At 40.0% G+C, this 18,620-nt stretch carries 11 protein-coding genes; 4 read left to right on the top strand and 7 right to left on the bottom strand.

The features are described 5' to 3' along the window. Positions 1-68: 68 nt before the first annotated feature. The 5 genes from BUA72_RS00830 to hutI form a co-directional block, all read right to left on the bottom strand. Entirely contained in the window at positions 69-1,361 is a 1,293-nt protein-coding gene (locus tag BUA72_RS00830; protein WP_072921377.1) for an aldehyde dehydrogenase family protein, read from the bottom strand. A gap of 137 nt (positions 1,362-1,498) precedes the next feature. Beyond that, on the bottom strand, positions 1,499-2,422 hold the full coding sequence (gene hutG, locus BUA72_RS00825) for a formimidoylglutamase (RefSeq protein ID WP_072921375.1): 924 nt from the start codon (positions 2,420-2,422) through the stop codon (positions 1,499-1,501). A gap of 140 nt (positions 2,423-2,562) precedes the next feature. Further along, entirely contained in the window at positions 2,563-4,575 is a 2,013-nt protein-coding gene (locus BUA72_RS00820; protein ID WP_072921373.1) for a BCCT family transporter, read from the bottom strand. Positions 4,576-4,823: 248 nt separating this feature from the next. Further along, on the bottom strand, positions 4,824-5,918 hold the full coding sequence (locus tag BUA72_RS00815; RefSeq protein ID WP_072921371.1) for a DUF695 domain-containing protein: 1,095 nt from the start codon (positions 5,916-5,918) through the stop codon (positions 4,824-4,826). Between the two features lie 3 nt (positions 5,919-5,921). Then, entirely contained in the window at positions 5,922-7,148 is a 1,227-nt protein-coding gene (gene hutI / locus BUA72_RS00810; RefSeq protein WP_072921369.1) for an imidazolonepropionase, read from the bottom strand. Between the two features lie 200 nt (positions 7,149-7,348). Here hutI and ruvB point away from each other — a divergent pair, with 200 nt between their 5' ends. The 4 genes from ruvB to coaE are packed head-to-tail and all read left to right on the top strand — an operon-like array spanning position 7,349 to position 10,509. Beyond that, on the top strand, positions 7,349-8,371 hold the full coding sequence (gene ruvB, locus BUA72_RS00805) for a Holliday junction branch migration DNA helicase RuvB (protein ID WP_072921368.1): 1,023 nt from the start codon (positions 7,349-7,351) through the stop codon (positions 8,369-8,371). A 6-nt stretch (positions 8,372-8,377) separates the two neighbouring features. Beyond that, complete coding sequence (locus BUA72_RS00800) at positions 8,378-8,989, top strand: FMN-binding negative transcriptional regulator (protein WP_072921366.1); 612 nt, start codon at positions 8,378-8,380, stop codon at positions 8,987-8,989. 14 nt (positions 8,990-9,003) lie between these two features. Then, the gene (locus tag BUA72_RS00795; protein ID WP_034723340.1) at positions 9,004-9,870 is read left to right on the top strand and encodes an MBL fold metallo-hydrolase; all 867 of its coding nucleotides are present in this window, start codon (positions 9,004-9,006) and stop codon (positions 9,868-9,870) included. Between the two features lie 9 nt (positions 9,871-9,879). Beyond that, positions 9,880-10,509, top strand: coding sequence for a dephospho-CoA kinase (coaE, locus tag BUA72_RS00790; protein WP_034723338.1), 630 nt, complete (start codon positions 9,880-9,882; stop codon positions 10,507-10,509). 166 nt (positions 10,510-10,675) lie between these two features. On the opposite strand, the gene BUA72_RS00785 is transcribed toward coaE, so the two are convergent. Continuing rightward, entirely contained in the window at positions 10,676-13,096 is a 2,421-nt protein-coding gene (locus BUA72_RS00785; RefSeq protein ID WP_083544091.1) for a fibronectin type III domain-containing protein, read from the bottom strand. Between the two features lie 416 nt (positions 13,097-13,512). After that, entirely contained in the window at positions 13,513-18,489 is a 4,977-nt protein-coding gene (locus BUA72_RS00780; RefSeq protein WP_072921362.1) for a GEVED domain-containing protein, read from the bottom strand. Positions 18,490-18,620: the final 131 nt, after the last annotated feature.

Here is an 18,620-nt window from a genome sequence, read left to right as displayed (position 1 = left end):
CCCGGAAATAGATATTTCCGGGATTTTTTATGTTGATAACCGTAAGCTTACATTGTACATCATACAACTTAGTTCCCCACAATCGTTCTTGCCGTCACAAACTCTTTTAAAGCCAATAAAGACAGCTCCGTCCCATATCCTGAAGCCTTGCTTCCACCGAATGGAAAACGCGGATCAGAACTCGTCATTCTGTTGATATTGACTGTTCCTGATTCCAGGTTTTCAATAAAGAATAACTGACGGTCTGCTTTTTTCGTCCAAACAGAATTGGAAAGTCCAAACGGAATATCATTCGCCATTTGTAAAGCTTCTTCATCACTTTTAGCAATCATGATCATACCAAGAGGTCCAAAAAGTTCTTCTTTTAAAATAGGATTTCCTTCCTGAACGCGAATTAAACCGGGTTTAAATTCATTTTCAGAGATTCTTTCCAAAGGAATAATAATTTCAGCACCGTTTTCCAGTGCCCTGTTGAACTGAGCCTCCAACTCATCAGCGAGGTCCGGTCTTGCCATTCCCGCTAATTTAGTTTCCTTATTTAAAGGATCTCCAATTTCATACGTTTTATATTCTTCAATGAATTTCGGTAAAAATTCATCTTCAATTTTTTCGTCAATAATAAATCTTTTAGCAGCCGTACAGGTTTGTCCGCAATTCTGAAGTCTGGATTTTGCGCCTGCTTTTGCCGCTGCATCTAAATCTGCATCATCAAAAATAATGAAAGCATCACTTCCGCCTAATTCCAGTAAAGATTTTTTGATATTTAAACCGGCGATGGAAGCTACTTCTCCACCCGCTTTTCCGCTGCCTGTAAGACTTACTCCTTTTACAGCATCGTGCTCAAGAATTTCTTTTACAGCCTGATGTCCTACTTCCAAATTGAGGAAAACACCTTCCGGAAAACCTGCCTCCAGGAATACCTGTTCAATAGCATTTCCACTTCCGAAACAGATGGAAGCATGTTTCAGAACTACAGTATTTCCAGCTAAAATCGCTGGTGTGGCGAATCTCAGTACCTGCCAGAAAGGAAAATTCCATGGCATTACTCCTAAAATCACACCTTTCGGAACATAATGAACTTCAGAATAAGAAAATTCAGATTCAATTTTTTCAGGTTTTAAAATGTTTTCAGCAGCTGCATAATAATTCATCATTAATGCACATTTCTCCACCTCAGCAATCGACTCTGAAATAGGTTTATTCATCTCTGTCGTGATGATCCTACCAAATTTTTCCGAATTATTCTTTAAAATTTCTGCCGCTTTTGAGATCAGCTTCTGCTTTTCTTCAAACGGTACTTTTCTCCATTCTGAAAATGTCTTATCTGCTTTAATAAGCTTATTTTCAATTAACTGTTCCATAATCTAATTTCTGTTTTAAATTCAAAAATGAATTTATTAATGCCTTTATTCTAAAAAGCACCGTGAAAGTAACAAATTTTGTTCCTTAAAGGCTAAATAAAGGAATGATTTTCTCTATCGAAATAATATAATTTCTACTAGATCATAAACCATTCATTCACAAGACACGCAGCAAGTCTTGCCGTTCTTTCCTGAATATCAAGGGAAGGATTGACTTCTGCTGCATCCAGTGCTATGAGTTTTTTATTTTTTAAAATATGCCTGTACAAATGCATAAAAGGCGTATCTGCAAAGATACCATTATATGCGGAAGCGGAAACCCCCGGAGCGATTGATGCATTGAAAACATCCATACAGATCGTAAGATAGATAAAATCTACACTTTCCGTAAGTTCATCAATGCGCTGATAAATCGAAGGAAGATTTTCGAAAAAGAGTTCATCTGCAAGGATGTATTTCATTCCGTACTGATGGGCTGTATCAAAGAGTTTCAAGGTATTTGAATTTCTCTGAATCCCGATATGCAGTGAATTGATCTGTCCTTCCTGTGCGATCTGCCAGAATCCGGTTCCTGAGCTTGGCCCTACTCCTTCTTCAGGCTGTCTGTTGTCAAAATGAGCATCGATATTAATGATCCCGATTTTCTGTTCCGGAAAAGCTGTTTTTACGCCTAAATAATGGGCATACGTTACTTCATGACCGCCACCTAAAACAAGTGATTTCCCGCCTTTCAGCAATACCTTGGATACATTTTTAGCAAGGCTGTTCTGGGTGCTTTCGAGATCGCCGTCTTCACAGGTTATATTTCCGAAATCCAGAAGGGAAAAATCCGGACGGATCACAGGGAAATTAGACATATTTTTCCGGATCACATCCGGAGCATCTTTTGCTCCCTGGCGGCCTTTATTCCGTCTAACTCCTTCGTCTACGGCAAAACCATGCAGGACAAAATCATCTGCAGCAATCTGGTCGTAATTATGTTCTTCTTTAACTCTCTGAAATATTCTGTGGAAAAGAAGTTCTTCTCCGTCTAATCTGCCTTTCCAAGTGTCCTGAAACATAGAATTTAAATTAAATTTTTAATGACATCGTTTTATATGGTAAATCTAAATAATATTGTTTACATATTAAAACGCTCCTGTATTCAATTTCAACAGCATTCCATGACATCCGTCATTCCCTAAAAATGTGCTTTTTCAGGTTATTCTTTTCCCTGATTCGCATTACTGCTGATGAACATTTCATTGCGTTCTTCTGAAACAATTTCCAGAAACCGCTCATAATGCTTGAGAACATCAGAAATCAGTTCATTTTTTGTAAAATACTGCACATCATATCCTTCTCTCCCATCTCCAAAATAGGATCTTGGATAGTGGGTTTTCTTATCCTCCAGATCGGGAAGATTTTCTTCATTGATCATGTATTCAGAAACGGTTTTTACTCTGTTTTCAACACCGTAGATAAAATTATTGACGACTCCCTGATGGATTTCTATTTCTGTTCTGACAGGACTTTCGTAATGGTTTATTTTCGCTTCAATTCCATTGGCTGCAAATTCCTGCTGCAGATCTGTAAAGGCTTCTTTTGTTTTAACCTGAATAAAATAATCTACTGACGAATTATCTTTAAACGAAACGATGTTTTTTAAACGTTCTTTCCAAAATTCACCTGACCAGGGAACGGTTGAGGCAGAAAAGTTAGTATCATAATATTTCTGGTCAATGATCAAACCCTTCATCAGACTGACGATAAATAAGAGGACGATGATTGAAAAAGGTAAAGCCGTAATTAAAGTCATGCTTTGGAGTGCTTTTAATCCTCCTGCATTTAACAGTAAAAGAGAAAGCACGGCGAGTAAAATACCCCAGAATACGATCTGCCATTTCGGAGATTTAGTGGAATTTTTAGTAGCAATGCTGTTCATGACAAATATTCCCGAATCGGCGGAGGTCACAAAGAAAATAATAATGATGGCAATAACGAAAAACCCAGTCAGGGTTGATAATGGCATATATTCTAAAAACCGGAACATCAGTGCATCAGGATCAGATGCAAGCTGGCTTAATTTTCCGTTGGCTACATTTAAATCGAACCAGATGGCACTGTTTCCAAACACAGACATCCAGATAAAATTGAATAATGTAGGAAGAACTAAAACTGCCAGAATAAATTCCCTGATGGTACGTCCTTTAGAAATTCGTGCGATAAACAATCCTACATAAGGCGACCATGAAATCCACCACGCCCAGTATAAAATAGTCCAGTCATAAAACCACGGCAACGCATTTTTCTCGTAAACATGGGTATTGAAAGTAAGATTGAAAAAATTATTGATATAGTTTCCCAATCCATCTGTAAAACTTCCTATCAGATAAACCGTCGGACCTAATATCAGTACAAAAAGTAAGAGGACAATCACACTCATTACATTAATGTTACTTAAGATCTTCACGCCTTTATCCACTCCGCTGATCGCTGAAAAAACAGAAAGCGCAATAAGGCTGATCACAATTATCACCTGGTTGGTAAAACTGTTTTCTGCGGTGATGTGGAGGATATTTAATCCTGAACTGATCTGTACCACGCCAAATCCTAAAGTAGTGGTCAATCCAAAGAAAGTACAGCATAGTGCAAATACATCAATCGCATTTCCCCATTTGCCGTTAATCTTATCTTTCAACAATGGATAAAAACAGCTTCGTAGGGAAAGCGGCAGTCTGTAGCGATACGCAAAGTATGATAAGGAAAGTCCTACCACTCCGTAAATCGCCCAGGCATGAACTCCCCAGTGAAAGAAAGTATATAACTGTGCCTGCTTGGCTCTGCTCACGTAATGATTATCGGCAAAAACTTCGGAAGAATAGTGCTGCATAGGTTCTGCTACACTGAAATAAATCAGTCCGATTCCCATTCCTGCTGCAAACAGCATTGAAATCCAGGAAAAAAAGGAATATTCCGGTTTACTGTCGTTAGCGCCCAGCTTTATGTTTGCATATTTACTGAAAAGCAGATAAACCAGAAAGACCACAAACAGAGTGACCGCCCAGACATACACCCAATTCAGATTAACAAATATAAACTGTTTAATCCCGTTTAAAATATTTTCCGTCGGTTTGGGATAAAGAGCCGAGAGAAAACACGTTCCGATAATAAAAATGAGACTTGGAACAGTAACACCTTTATTGAAAGTAGACTTTAGATTTTTAAATTTCATCACCTTTATTTTTTCGTATTTTAATATTGACAGACACCTGGCATAGCCCTGGCTGAAGTACTCAAAGAATAATATGACTGCTTTATTTTCCTTATCAAGGAGTGTACTTAAGAACTATAGAAAGTTACTGTTTTCTTCGAAGACTGAACAGTAACGGGGGCACAATATAAGGAAACTTATATAAAAAAATAAAAATCAAGGCTGGGAATCGGTCTCATCCGTTTGTCCCAGCCCGCTAAAAATCTGCTTTAATTGACGTTAAAGTGTTCAAAACTTTGCCAGTATTTATCCTTGTAAATTTCAAGTGAAATTTTATATTGAGGATTTTCTTTGATGATCTGGTCAAAAACTTTTGAGGGTTGTCTGAAGTCTTTGCTGGCAAAATAAATACTTTTACAGCTGTCTGCCGTTTCTCTCCCGATGTAGAGATGTCCATTTTCAGGAGTCAGAACTTCCACTGCATAATCTTCGATGATGTTCATCGTATTGTAATCTTTTTCTTCCGGAAAACCATCATTCCTGTTCCCGTCGTAAGAAATTTTAAGCACTGAGATCCAAGGATAGGAAGCTTTTGCATTGTATTTCAGCAAAGAAGCATTCACAGTGGCCATCAATGGCATTCCGTTTTCCAAAGTAGCTTCAAGAAGGGAAAACTGATCTTCAGTCTCCAGCTTCATATCTTTATACTTCTCTGTAAATTCCCTTTCTCTCCAGAGAAGAAATTCTTTTAACTTTTCTATCGGAATAAGTTCCTGTTCAGCTTCATTTTTACCAATCACACTGAAGGTATCAATCTGAGTGGCAAAATTCAGTTCACCCAGGAAATTATCCAGAAAAATACAGATTCCTGTTGTGGCTGCCCCTCTGTTTTCTTCGTTCAAATCACTATAGACGAAGGCCAGATCGATCTCATCCGGATATCCTTCTATTTCATTGGAGTAAAAGTGGATATTGTCTTTTGTGAACTCGCAGTCATTCATCCGGATTCCAACGTTCTCAATATCCGTTTCAGGCTTAAGGGCGGTTATTTTCCAGCGATCCATCTTTGGAGCAGCAGCAACGAGTTCCTCCGCAAAAACCATTTTTTTTATCTCACCTTCTACCGTAATGATAAGCTCTGCCGTATGGTCATCAGACATCCCTGAGAGGAAGTAATACCCCTCATGTATTTTGGAAAGCTCCGGAGCCATCACATCAAAAAACTGTCCTTCAATATGTTCTCTGTTTTTAACCACTTCAAAAAATGTTTTCTCTTTGGTCAAAAACCAATCCCAAAACTCTTTATAGGTTCTGTTTTCCTTTTCCGGCTGTTTTTTACCCAGAATCTTATCAAAAATCCCCATACTCTAATGAATTTGAGTTCCGTCTATATACACATGTTCTGCATTCAGACTTCCCTGATTGTAAAGAACATTCTGGAAATTGTCGGTTTTAAAAGTGACAAAATCTGCCTTTTTACCGGGTTCCAGTTTTCCTATGTCTTCAAGACCTAATGCATAGGCAGCACGGAAAGTCATTCCGGCCAATACCTCAGCGGTCGTTAGTTTTTCAAATGTTGCTAAAATAGAAGCCTGGGTAATTAAATTCCCCATCGGTGCAGATCCCGGATTCCAGTCACTGGCGATGGCTACAATCGCTCCGGCATCCAGTAATTTTCTGGCAGGTGTAAATTTCTCCCCTAATCCTAAGCTTGCTCCCGGAAGTGCAGTAGCTACAGTATCTGACTGTGCCAAAAACTCAATATCTTTGTCAATAGTTGCTTCGAGATGGTCTGCAGATTTCGCTCCTACTTCCACAGCAATTCTTGAACTTCCCGGTGTAAACTGGTCTGCATGAACCGTAATATCGAAACCTAAATCTTTAGTTTTAAGAAGGAAATCTTTACTTTCTTTCGGCTGGAACGCAGATTTTTCGATAAAAATATCTACACGCTTGGCCAATCCTTCTTCTTTTACTTTAGGTAAAATTTCAGTAAGGATATAGTTTAAATATTCTGTATTACTTCCTTCAAAATCTCTTGGCTTCAGGTGCGCGGAAAGACACGTAGGAACTAATTTAGCTTTCGTCTGATCCTGTGCTTTTTTAATTATTCTAAGCATTTTCAGCTCGTTTTCCACATCTAATCCGTAACCGCTTTTTATTTCAATCGTCGTAATTCCCAATGATACCAGGAAACCGATTCTTTCCAGTAAAGTTCTAAGTAATTCTTCTTCTGAAGCATTTCTTGTATGCTGTACGGAACTCCAGATTCCACCACCACTTTCTGCAATTTCAAGATAGGTTTTCCCTGCATTACGCATCGCAAAATCATTGGCACGGTTTCCTCCAAAACAAATATGCGTATGAGCATCTACAAACCCAGGAAGCACAATCTGCTCTCCTTCAATGGTTTCAGTCTCTATATTTTGATTTTCAGATTTCAGTGCTTCGAAATTTCCGATGTTTTGAATTTTACCGTCATTCACTACAATTCCTCCGTCCGTAATAACTTGTAATTGTTCATCAGATAATTTCCCTCTCAGTGGAAGGCCTGCTAAAGTTACAATCTGCTTAAAGGGTCCTATTAACTTCATTGATCTAAGATTAAGCTCCCGCTTGTTTATAATTAATTTACTCTCAAAAATACTTAAAATATATTAATCCTCTAAATCCAAGTTAGCCTTTATCTCAACCTCAGCCTCTATCTCAGCCTTTTTTCTATCCCTGAAATTTCACAGTCTAAACCTCAACCTTAGTCTAAATTTGTTATCTTTGAGGTAAATGAAATGAATTAATGCCAGATTTTTTACATCCAGATAAGGAAAACTACTCGCATGATGAGCTTATGCAGGAGGAGCAGATCCGTCCCCAGAGTTTTAAGGACTTTGCGGGGCAGAGAAAAACTTTGGAAAACCTTGAAGTTTTTGTAAGTGCTGCCAAAAGACGTGGTGGTGCCCTTGATCATGTTCTTCTTCATGGTCCGCCGGGTCTGGGTAAAACCACTTTAGCCAATATTATAGCCAATGAACTTGGAGTAGGTTGTAAGATTACTTCCGGTCCTGTTTTGGACAAACCCGGCAGTTTAGCAGGATTATTGACGAATCTGGAGGAAAATGATGTTCTTTTTATTGACGAAATCCACCGTCTGTCTCCTATCGTGGAAGAGTATCTGTATTCTGCCATGGAGGATTATAAGATAGACATTATGCTGGAAACCGGACCTAATGCAAGAAGCGTTCAAATCGGGCTGAATCCTTTTACTTTGGTGGGAGCTACGACAAGAAGCGGAATGCTGACAAAGCCGATGCTGGCGAGATTCGGGATTCAAAGCAGACTTGAATATTATTCGGTTGAGCTTTTATCGATGATTATCCAGAGAAGTGCAAGGGTTTTAGGATGTAAGATTTATGAAGATGCAGCGATAGAAATTGCGAGAAGAAGCCGTGGAACTCCCAGAATTGCGAATGCTCTGCTAAGAAGGGTACGTGATTTCGCTGAGATTAAAGGGAACGGAGAAATAGAGATCAACATTACAAAATATGCATTGAATTCTCTTAATGTGGATGAATTCGGTTTAGATGAAATGGATAATAAAATCATGCGTGTCATGATTGAAAACTTCAAAGGAAAACCGGTGGGAATTTCCGCGCTGGCGACTTCCATTGCTGAAAATCCTGAAACATTGGAAGAGGTTTACGAACCGTTTCTGATTCAGGAAGGATTCATCATCAGAACACCAAGAGGAAGAGAAGTGACCGACAAGGCCTATCAGCATTTAAACATAACCAGACCAAAAATCCCTGGAGAATTATTTTAACAACCTATGTTTATTCCAAAGTTATACAGAAGCGAAGATCACAATCTGATGAAAGAAATCATCAGGGAAAACGCATTTGCCTTACTTATTTCTTCAGTTGATAAAATAAGAGCGACCCATGCGATGATGATGCTTAATGAAGATGATCCAGAGAATATCTATGTGGAAACTCATATTTCCAGAGCGAATCCTCAGGCAAAGACCATCAAGGACGGCGATGAAGTGCTCTGTGATTTCCTGGGAGCGCATGCCTATATTTCGAGCAGCTGGTATGATCATATCAATGTTTCGACATGGAATTATGAAGCGGTACAGATCCATGGAAAAGTACAGTTGATGAATAACGATGAGCTGTACAGTCATCTGGAAAAATTAACTTCCAAATACGAAAATTTCCAGAAATGTCCGATGATGGTCAAAGATATGGGACGCGAATTTGTGGAAAAGGAAATGAAAGGTGCTTTCGGAATGAAAATATTTCCGACAGAAATATCTATCAAACAGAAACTTTCTCAGAACAGGAAGGATCATGATTATCAAAATATCATTTCGGAGCTGGAAAACTCAGATGAGAACGGAAGAAAGATCGCTGAAAAGATGAAATTAATAAAGAAATAATAATCAAAATATATATGAAGCTATATCCAATACAATGTGGAAAATTTAAACTGGATGGCGGTGCCATGTTTGGAGTCGTCCCAAAGAGTTTGTGGGAAAAAACCAATCCTGCAGACGAAAAAAACCTGATCGAACTGGGAACAAGATCCCTGCTTATAGAAGACGGCAAGAAACTGATCCTTGTGGACTGTGGTCTCGGCAATAAACAAGATGATAAATTCTTCGGGCATTATTCGCTTTGGGGAGATGACAGTCTTGATAAAAATTTAAAGAAATTCGGTTTCGTAAGAGAAGATATTACGGATGTATTCTTTACACACCTTCACTTTGACCACTGTGGTGGCGCTATTGAATGGAATGACGACAGAACCGGATACAGACCGGCTTTTAAAAACGCACATTTCTGGACGAATGAAAACCACTGGAAATGGGCTACAGAACCCAATCCAAGAGAGAAAGCAAGTTTCCTGAAGGAGAATATCCTTCCGATCCAGGAAAGCGGGCAGCTTAACTACTTACCTCTTCCTACAACAGGAAATTACGGTTTTGCTCCTGATCTGAAAATGGATGTGATCTTTGTAGACGGACACACGGAAAAACAAATGCTTCCGGTGATCCAGTACCAGGAAAAAACGATTGTTTTCGCAGCAGACCTTATTCCTACTGCAGGACATATCAACCAGGTGTATGTGATGGGATATGATACCAGACCTCTTCTTACTATGGAAGAGAAAGGAAAGTTCCTGAAACAGTGCGTAGATAACGAATATTTACTGTTCTTTGAGCACGATGCCCATAATGAACTGGCCAGTCTTAAAATGACTGAAAAAGGAGTGAGATTGGACGCGGTCCACAGTTTTAATGATGTTTTTGGATATTAATTTTTGATTATGGAAGAATTACATTCAGAGACCCAGAAAGCAGAACCGGAACCGTCACCCAAGATCATCGGGCTTACCGGTGGTATAGGTTCAGGAAAGACGACCGTAGCCCACTTCATTGAAGAGTTCGGATTCCCGGTTTATTATTCCGATGACAGGGCAAAAATGATCGTGAATGAGAGTGAAGACTTAAAGATCAGGATCAAAGAACTCCTTGGCGAGGAAGCTTATGATACCAATGGCCTTTACGACAGAAAGTTTGTCGCAGAAAAGGTTTTCAACAATAAGGAACAGCTGCACGAATTAAATGAAATCATACACCCCGCTGTAAAGATCGATTTTGAAGAATGGCTGAAAAAACAGACGAAATATTTAGTCTTTAAAGAAACAGCACTTCTGTTTGAATTAAAACTGAACAGACAATGCTACAAATCTCTTCTGGTGACTGCAGAAGATAATATCAGAGCCAAAAGAGTGATGGACAGGGACGGAAAGACCTACAGAGAAGTAGAAGCCGTCATGGAAAAACAGATGTCTGAAAAGGATAAAATCAAACTGGCAGACTGCATTATACACAACAATACTAACCTGGAGGATCTTAAGGAACAGACCGAACGGATCATCTTCAGTATTGAATAAAAAAAGCCTCGTCAGAATTATTTCTGACGAGGCTTTTAATACCTGTCGTAAAAACCGGGAATATGAACCTTATGTGCCTGATTCTTAAAGATAAAATTTCAATTTTTCTGGTAATAAAAAAGACTGTCCTTATCGAACAGTCTTTTTGTTTATTAAAATGTAAGGTTTATCTTTTGATAAATTTCCCCTGAATCGAATTCCCCTGATCCTGTATATCGATTACATATACTCCACCGACTAACTGGCCCACATCAAGTTTATTATTTAACAAGATCCCGCTTGCAATCAGTTTACCTGCATGGTAAAGCTTGTAGTGAGCGCTTTTACTGATATTTTTGACATTCAGCACGGTGCTTACCGGATTTGGATAAAACAGGAAATCATTCTGATTAACCGGATTAAATACTCCGTTTTTAAAGATCCTCACTTTATAATCTTCCACTTCCCCTTCCGCAAAGTTCGTACATGTCAAAGGAATATCGTTTCTTTTCATCGCAACTCTCATGACCACATATTTATCATCAGTCATACTTACAAATGCATTGGCCGGGACACTAAATGTTCCTTTAGCAGGGGTTACATTGTTTGGACCTGAAACCCATATTCTTTCATCAATACCAAATTCGCCGTCCCTGTTGAAATCTATCCATACTGCAATTCCTTCATTATGATTTGTGCCAGTCCATTTTTTCTCTATGGTGATCTCATTACCGGCAGAGCCCTGAACCAGCTCTATAGCGGTCTTCGGAATTCCTGTATAGTCCGTATAGACTGATGCAGCTGATGAATTTTCCATAAGAGGTCTGCCGGCCGGTTTTACGGTAACTTTTGCAATGTGTTCTCCAGCTGAACTTCCTGACGCCATACCACAATACTGTACTGTAGGCGTGGTAAAAAAGTACAGAGGGGTAAAGCTGCCAGGTGTGCCGTTACAGATATTAGCCACCTGAAGTTCATATTTAGTAAGCTCTATTAAGCCCGTTAATGTATAAGTGTTATTAGGCGTCTGAATTTCTGTCCAGCTCGGAATCCCTACTTTTCTATACCTCAAAATATAAGTGGCTCCTGGGAAAGGATCCCATGTGATTTGTGCTGATGCAGGCAGAAGCTGAAGAATCATAAGACCTGAAGGAGGCAAATCACAGGTTCTTTCCGTCGTAAATACTTTTGGAGTTGAGTACGTTTCGGGAGGACACTGGCTTGTTATCTGAACTTCATAGGTTTTGCCGGCAGCAAGACCTGAAAGATTAAAGGTATTTGCAGGAGGTACCGGTAAATTGACAAGGTTCCATGGGATGGTTCCCACTTCTCTCCATCTCATTTTATACGTAAGGTTCGCCGCTACCGGTGACCAGGCTATTGAAGCTGAATTGGCTGTAATATTACTTACCGTGACATTCGGAGGTGCCGGATTACATTTTGTTGTAAATTCATTATGAGAATAGGCTCCTGTCACACCATTACACACTACAGCTATTTCTATTTCGTATAAAGTATCCGGTGATAAATTCGTTAGGTTAATCGTATTTGTGGCTGCCGGAGGTAATGCTGGTGGCTGATTTGCAGTAATCCATGCCGCTGTACCCACAGCTCTGTATCTGATCTGATAAGAATCTGCTCCACTATCCAGGGGCCAGGTTACAGAAGCTGAATTAAAAGTAATGCCATTGATTGCTACTACAGGTGTAGTTGTACTGCATATTTTTGTTGTAAAGCCAGGACCCGGTACCCAGGCACTCTTATTTGTTGGACCGCATAAAGAACGTACCCACCAAAAGTAGGATGTGTTTACCGCCAGTTGTGATACGGTAACAGAAACATTACTTGAAGTTCCTGTCGCAGCTGTTCCGTTATTAGGGGCATTATTTACATTTGAAAGATAGTATTCATACCCATTGGCCGGTGCCTGAATGGGCGCGGTCCAGCTGAGGTTGGCGGTAGTGGGCGTAACTGCGGCTACGGATAGTCCGGTAGGAGGCATGCAGGAAGTAATCAGGATATTATCTACGGTAGCTGGTGGCTGAGTCCCGCCGCTGGCATTATTCGTCCATTCAAAAACCAGACGCGTATTGGTCCCGGCAAAAGTACTTAAATTCACATTCGTATTAATATAAGTCTGCCACGTACTCTGCCCATTATAATCATTCCCTACTTTTATTCTTCCTGCTACCGGGGTAATTTGTACTCCCGCCGCTGGCGTATAGCTGGTAGGAACAAGCCAGATTCTTAGGTAGTCCTGAGCATTCTCCCCTGCAGCTCTCCAATCAAACGATACGCTGCAAACTGCCGTGCCTGCGGGAATACTGATATCCCTGTGGGCATGCACAATACTGGCAGCCGTTAAAGAATAATTATTGGCCGCTGCACCCGTGTTGGATATATAAATAGCACTGGGTGGATTTCCTGCTGCAGTACCGTACAACCATTTATTAGTTTGGGTACCATTTACAAAAGTAAAATTACCATTGTTAGCAGTAAAACTTTCGTTATATGGAAAAGGTGAGGTTGTTGGAATACATGCACTTGTTATAAAACCAATAAGGACAAGGAGTAATAACCTCAGTAAAAAAGAGTAATTTCTAGTCATAGCTTTTTCTATATATAAGTTGTGAATTATCTAATTCCTTTTTGATCCGTGGATATGCATAAGCCAGCTGTTTATCCATTAATCATCAAATATTTTATAAAAATATACTAATCCCTAACTACCCACATGTATTATTAAACATTCATAGGATTGTAAAACAAAAGACTTTTCCAAATTCATAAGGAAATTACAATAATCTTATTATTTTAATATATAATTTAGCAAATATAAATAAAAGAGGCTAAATACATAACTATTAAGCAATAAAAAGAGGCTAATAATAAAAACATAATCAAAAACAATGATATGCGTAAAAAAAATTCACCATTTGTAAATTATAGCGTAAAAAAATCACCCAAAATAGACCATAAAAAAAGCCCCCATTCCTGAGGGCTTCTGTGTTTGAGATTTATATATTATTCTTTGATAAATTTCTTCTGTACGGATTTACCGTTGTCTTCGATATCTATTACATAAACACCGTTAATCAGTTTAGCGACATTGATCTGGTTGTTTAATAAAATACCCTGACCAATAATCTGCGCTGCTGCATTGTAGATTTTATACTTCGCTCTTTTGCTGATATTTTTCACATACAACACGGAGCTTACCGGGTTAGGATAAATCATGATATCCGTCTGGTTCACCGGATTGGCTGTTGCAGGTTTAGAGATTCTTACCGAGTAATCCTCTACTTCCCCATTGGCAAATCTCATACAGTTCACCGGAACACCGTCTCTCATCAATGCCACTCTCATCACAACATATTTATAAGTTGTCATGCTTACAAAGGCATCAGCCGGAATGCTGAATGTTCCTGTCACAGGACTTGTTGTGTTCGGAGGTGAGGTGAATACTCTTTCATCTATATCGAAGTATCCGTTTCTGTTGAAATCAATCCAGACAGCAATACCTTCGTCATGATTCGTTCCGTTCCATTTTTTCTCAATCGTGATCTGGTTTCCGGAAGATCCCTGAACCATTTCTATGAATGTAGCTGTTACTCCTGTATAGTCTGTATAATTGGACGGTCCCGAAGCGTTTTCCATTTTAGGTCTTCCGTTCGGCGTCACTGTAACTTTAGCGATATGTTCGTTCACAGAATTTTGAGAAGACATCTGGCAGTAGATCACAGTTGGTGTCGTGAAATAATACGGAGGTGTATAAGTTCCCGGCGTACCGTTACAGATATTCACTACCTGCATTTCGTATTTCGTATCTTCCAGTAATCCTGTTATCGTATGAGCATTAGTCGCTACCGGAATATTAGTCCAGCTTGGAATACCCACTTTTCTGTATCTAAGGATATAGGTTGCTCCTGTAAATCCTTCCCAAGTAACTTCAGCAGATGTTGGGGTCAGCTGTGTTATCATCAATCCCGGAGGAGGCAATTCACATGTTCTCAGGGTCGTAAATACCACAGGATTTGAATATGGATTAGGATTAGGATCTCCTGTACACTGATTCGCTACCTGTACTTCATATTTCGTATATGGATCCAGATTAGTTAGCGGATACGTATTGGCAGGAGGAGCCGGCAAATTGACAAGAGTCCATGCTGCTGCACCTACTTTTCTCCATCTCATCATATAACTTGAACCTGTCACTAAGGGTGTCCATGTAACCAATGCTGAGTTGGTTGTGATATTCGTTACTGAAACCCCCGGAGGCGTAGGATCACACTTGGTAGTAAATGCTCTGATCGCTGTAAAGCTACCTGTTGAAGTTCCACAATTGGCAGCAATCTGTACCTCATACGTAGTAAAAGGAATCAGATTGGTTAAGGTATGAGGAACCGTGGTTACATATACAGATGTCCAAGCAGTAGTTCCCAGTACTCTGTATTGAAGCAGGTAACTCAGGTTATTGGTTGCCGCTGTCCAGTTAATAACCGCTGAATTATGAGTTACTGCTGTAAATGTAGGATTGGTAGGGGTACCTGTACTACATGGTCTCAGTTTTACCGCATAGTCCTCCACTTCCCCGTTTACTGCATTCTGACACATTACAGGAGCGCTTGAACGTCTCAATACCACTCTCATGGTTGTGTTCAGCGGTCCGTTATACGCTCCTGCAGGAACTCCGAAATTAGCGGTAACAGGAGTATTAGTATTCGAAGCAGAACTTAAAATCTGTTCTGATGTTTCAAAAACTCCGTTTCTGTTGAAATCGATCCAGGCACTCACGGCATCGCTGCTCGTTACCCCTGTCCATCCTTTTGCTACTGAGATTTTATTCCCAACAGAACCTATTTCCAGGGTAATAAGAGTAGCCGGTGTATTGTAACTCGTATAGTTGTTCTGTACCGTTGTATTGTTCATTACTGCAAGCGCCGGGTTTATGGAAGTAACGGTTACATTTGAAATGTGGTCGTTGGTTCCGGTACCTGTCATCGGACAGTACGTAACAGGAGGCGTTGTAAATTGTGTGGAAGGCGAGAATGTTCCCTGAGTTCCATTACATTTTGTTGCAATCTGTACTTCGTATTGAGTCTGCTCAGTAAGTCCCGGAATGGTGTAGGTATTTCCGGGAGCAGGTACAGGATCCACGGTAGTCCACGTGGCAGTTCCTACTTTTCTATATCTTAACACATAAGTTGCCCCGGTGGATGCCGACCATGAAACGTCGGCGGTAGCTGGAGTAAGGTTTGTTATAGTAATATTAGATGGTGCAGCATTGGTACATGCCGGCTGGTCTATTAATTTCACTGCATAATCTTCTACTTCACCATTCGTAAAGTTACCACATGCGGCAGGATTGGCAGTATCTCTCAGCACAACACGCATACGGGTTGTAAGCGGTCCTGAGTATGCCCCGGCAGGTACAGTAAATGCTGCAGTAACCGGAGTCGTTGTATTATTTGCGGCGTTTAAAACTCTTTCAATCGTTTCAAAAGTACCATTTTTATTAAAATCTATCCAGACACTTACGGCTTTGCTTGATACAGCTGCCGGCCATGATTTGGCGATCGTTACACTGTTGTTGTTTGATCCGCGAACCAGTGTGATCAGTTTTGTAGCATCGGATGAATAGTCTGTATAATTGGCCGCTGCTGACGTATTACTCATCGTGTATGAGTTTGTGGCTGCTACGGTTACATTGGAAATATATCCGTTATCTGTATTCGTAGAAGCTGCTGCACAGTATAGGGTTACAAAAGTTGAAACCGGTGAAAAAGCACCCTGCGTTCCCGTACATACATTGGCGATCTGGAATTCATAATGAGTTCCTGCCGTAAGTGTGGAAAGCGTTACTGTATTGGTAGTCGGTGCCGGAGTAACTGTTGTCCATGCTGTAGTTCCTGCAAGACGGTACTGGAAAACATAGGTTGCATTAAATGATGCATTCCAGGTTATCGTTGCCTGCGTTTGGGTAATGGCCGAAACCACAATTCCTCCCGGTGCAGTAGTTGTACAGATAGGAAGCGTTTCTATGGAAGCCGTCCCAATTGCATAGAATACATTATTGATAGCACTTACACGGATTTTAGCTGTACCTCCCACTGTTAAAGGAAAGGCAGTAAAATCTACAGCCTGGTTTCCGTCATTCGGTGTTGAGGCCGCTACAACATTCCATGTCGTTCCATTATCTGTGGTAAAATCTATTTTTACATTGGGAGCATTGTAAGGTGCAGCGTTGGTATTCACGACATCCCAGGTTATATTGGTAGGTCCGTTGTTATATATTACGGTTGGATTTACTTTAAAAGGTCCATTGTTTCCAACAATAATCGTCTGCGTTGCAGATTGGGTCTGCTGCTGATTGGCAGCTGGATTGTTATCTCTGGCGGTAACGGTAAACTTAGTTGTTCTCGCTACTGTAGATACCGCTTCCCAAAGGCTGTTGGCATTATTTAAAACGCCTGCAAGCACTGAAGACAATCTAGGGAAATAACGTGTTGGGCTAGCCGTTGGGGCTACAGATCTGAAAGAAGGACCTGAAGTTGTATTTCCTAAGTTAGCATTATTAATGACTTCATTGGCAATATCTACTTCCTCCCAGTTAAACGTCATAGGATCATTCTCAGCGTCTGTAGCTGATGCTGTAAGGACAAAAGCGGTTCCTTTTGGAATATTGTAGGTTGGAAGTGCAGCGATTACCGGTGGTGTATTGGTAATGGTTGTTTCTATATCACATGTTTTGTTGATCAGATTCGCCTGAATAGCTGTAATATTAGTGACATTAAAGTATGGATCAGAGTGTGCCTGTACATCGGTAGTAGGTCCTGTAATCCCTGCATAGCCCATAATACTTGAGCCTGAACCAGGTTCTACACTGGTAGCAGATCCCAATTGTGGTGGATCATAAGAAAAACTGTGTACTCCACCAAGCTGATGCCCTATTTCATGAGCCACATAATCGATATCAAAATTGTCTCCTGTTGGCGGATTACTTCCCGGAGATGTCCATCCTGATCCTTTATCATTAGAAGTAGGAACAGTATTATCTCGGCATATACAGCCTACACATCCGGCATTTCCACCGGCTCCCGGAGGAGAAAACAAATGTCCTATATCATAGTTGGCATTTCCTACTGCTGCCGTAATCACATTCTGCACCTGAGAGTTCCATCCCACAATCCCGTTGGCAGTTCCACCCTGCGTTGCTGAGTAAGGATCTGTGGCAGCATCAGTATAAATTAACCCCGGATAATTCTGTAGATTAAGATGGAGTGCGAAATCTTTTTCATAAACTCCATTGATTCTTGTCAAAGTAGCATTCATCGCAGCAAGCGCCCCAGCTACAGTCCCTCCATGGTATTGTGTATATTCCCCACATACCGAAAGAGCAAGTCTTAAAGTTCTGTATTTTTTATCTGAATTTTTGGCAAAGTCAGTAGGCTGATTAAAGAAGGACTTTCCTTTCTCGCGAAGTTCATCTATATCATGTCTGGCATCTTCGCTTTCCTCAGTGGAACATACGAATCCTTTTTTGTCTTTTCCTGTTTTCGGATGAATTCTGTAAATCGTCTTTGCAGCATTGGCAGGTTCTATAAATTCATAATTTCCGTCCTGAATAATCATGGATTGAAAATCATTAGGTGCCAAACTGAATCTTAAGTATTTGGAAGGATCATCTATCCCTACTCCAACAAAAGAGCCCAGCTGATACTGATCTGCGAGCTCTTTGACTACAACCGGAAAGCTGTAGACTGCAAATTTTTCAATCTTCCCATTCATGGTAGGGAGAGATATGATCACTGGTTTTGCATTTTTACCAGTTTCATCTGCTTTGGCCAGCTGCAATTTCAGCTGTGAAATGTCCAAAGAGTAATAGCTGTCTGATTTTGAGCCATCATTAGCTCCTTTTCCATTATATACTGCAGGGGCCCATTGTGCATGGATCATTGCAAACAAACAAAGGAAAAAGAAAGAAATAGAAATTTTCTTCATAACTTTTTCAATATTTTGTAATAATTTCACAAATCTAGCATATTTTTTATTAAAAAAAAACACATACCTTTAATTTATTGAGAAATGAGTAATAATACCATCAAAAGATTAAAAAAAGAAATAAATAGCCT

Source organism: Chryseobacterium sp. OV279 (assembly GCF_900128945.1).
GTDB lineage: Bacteria > Bacteroidota > Bacteroidia > Flavobacteriales > Weeksellaceae > Chryseobacterium.
Note: the sequence above shows the minus strand (reverse complement) of the source record. Positions and strands in the feature narration are given on the sequence as shown.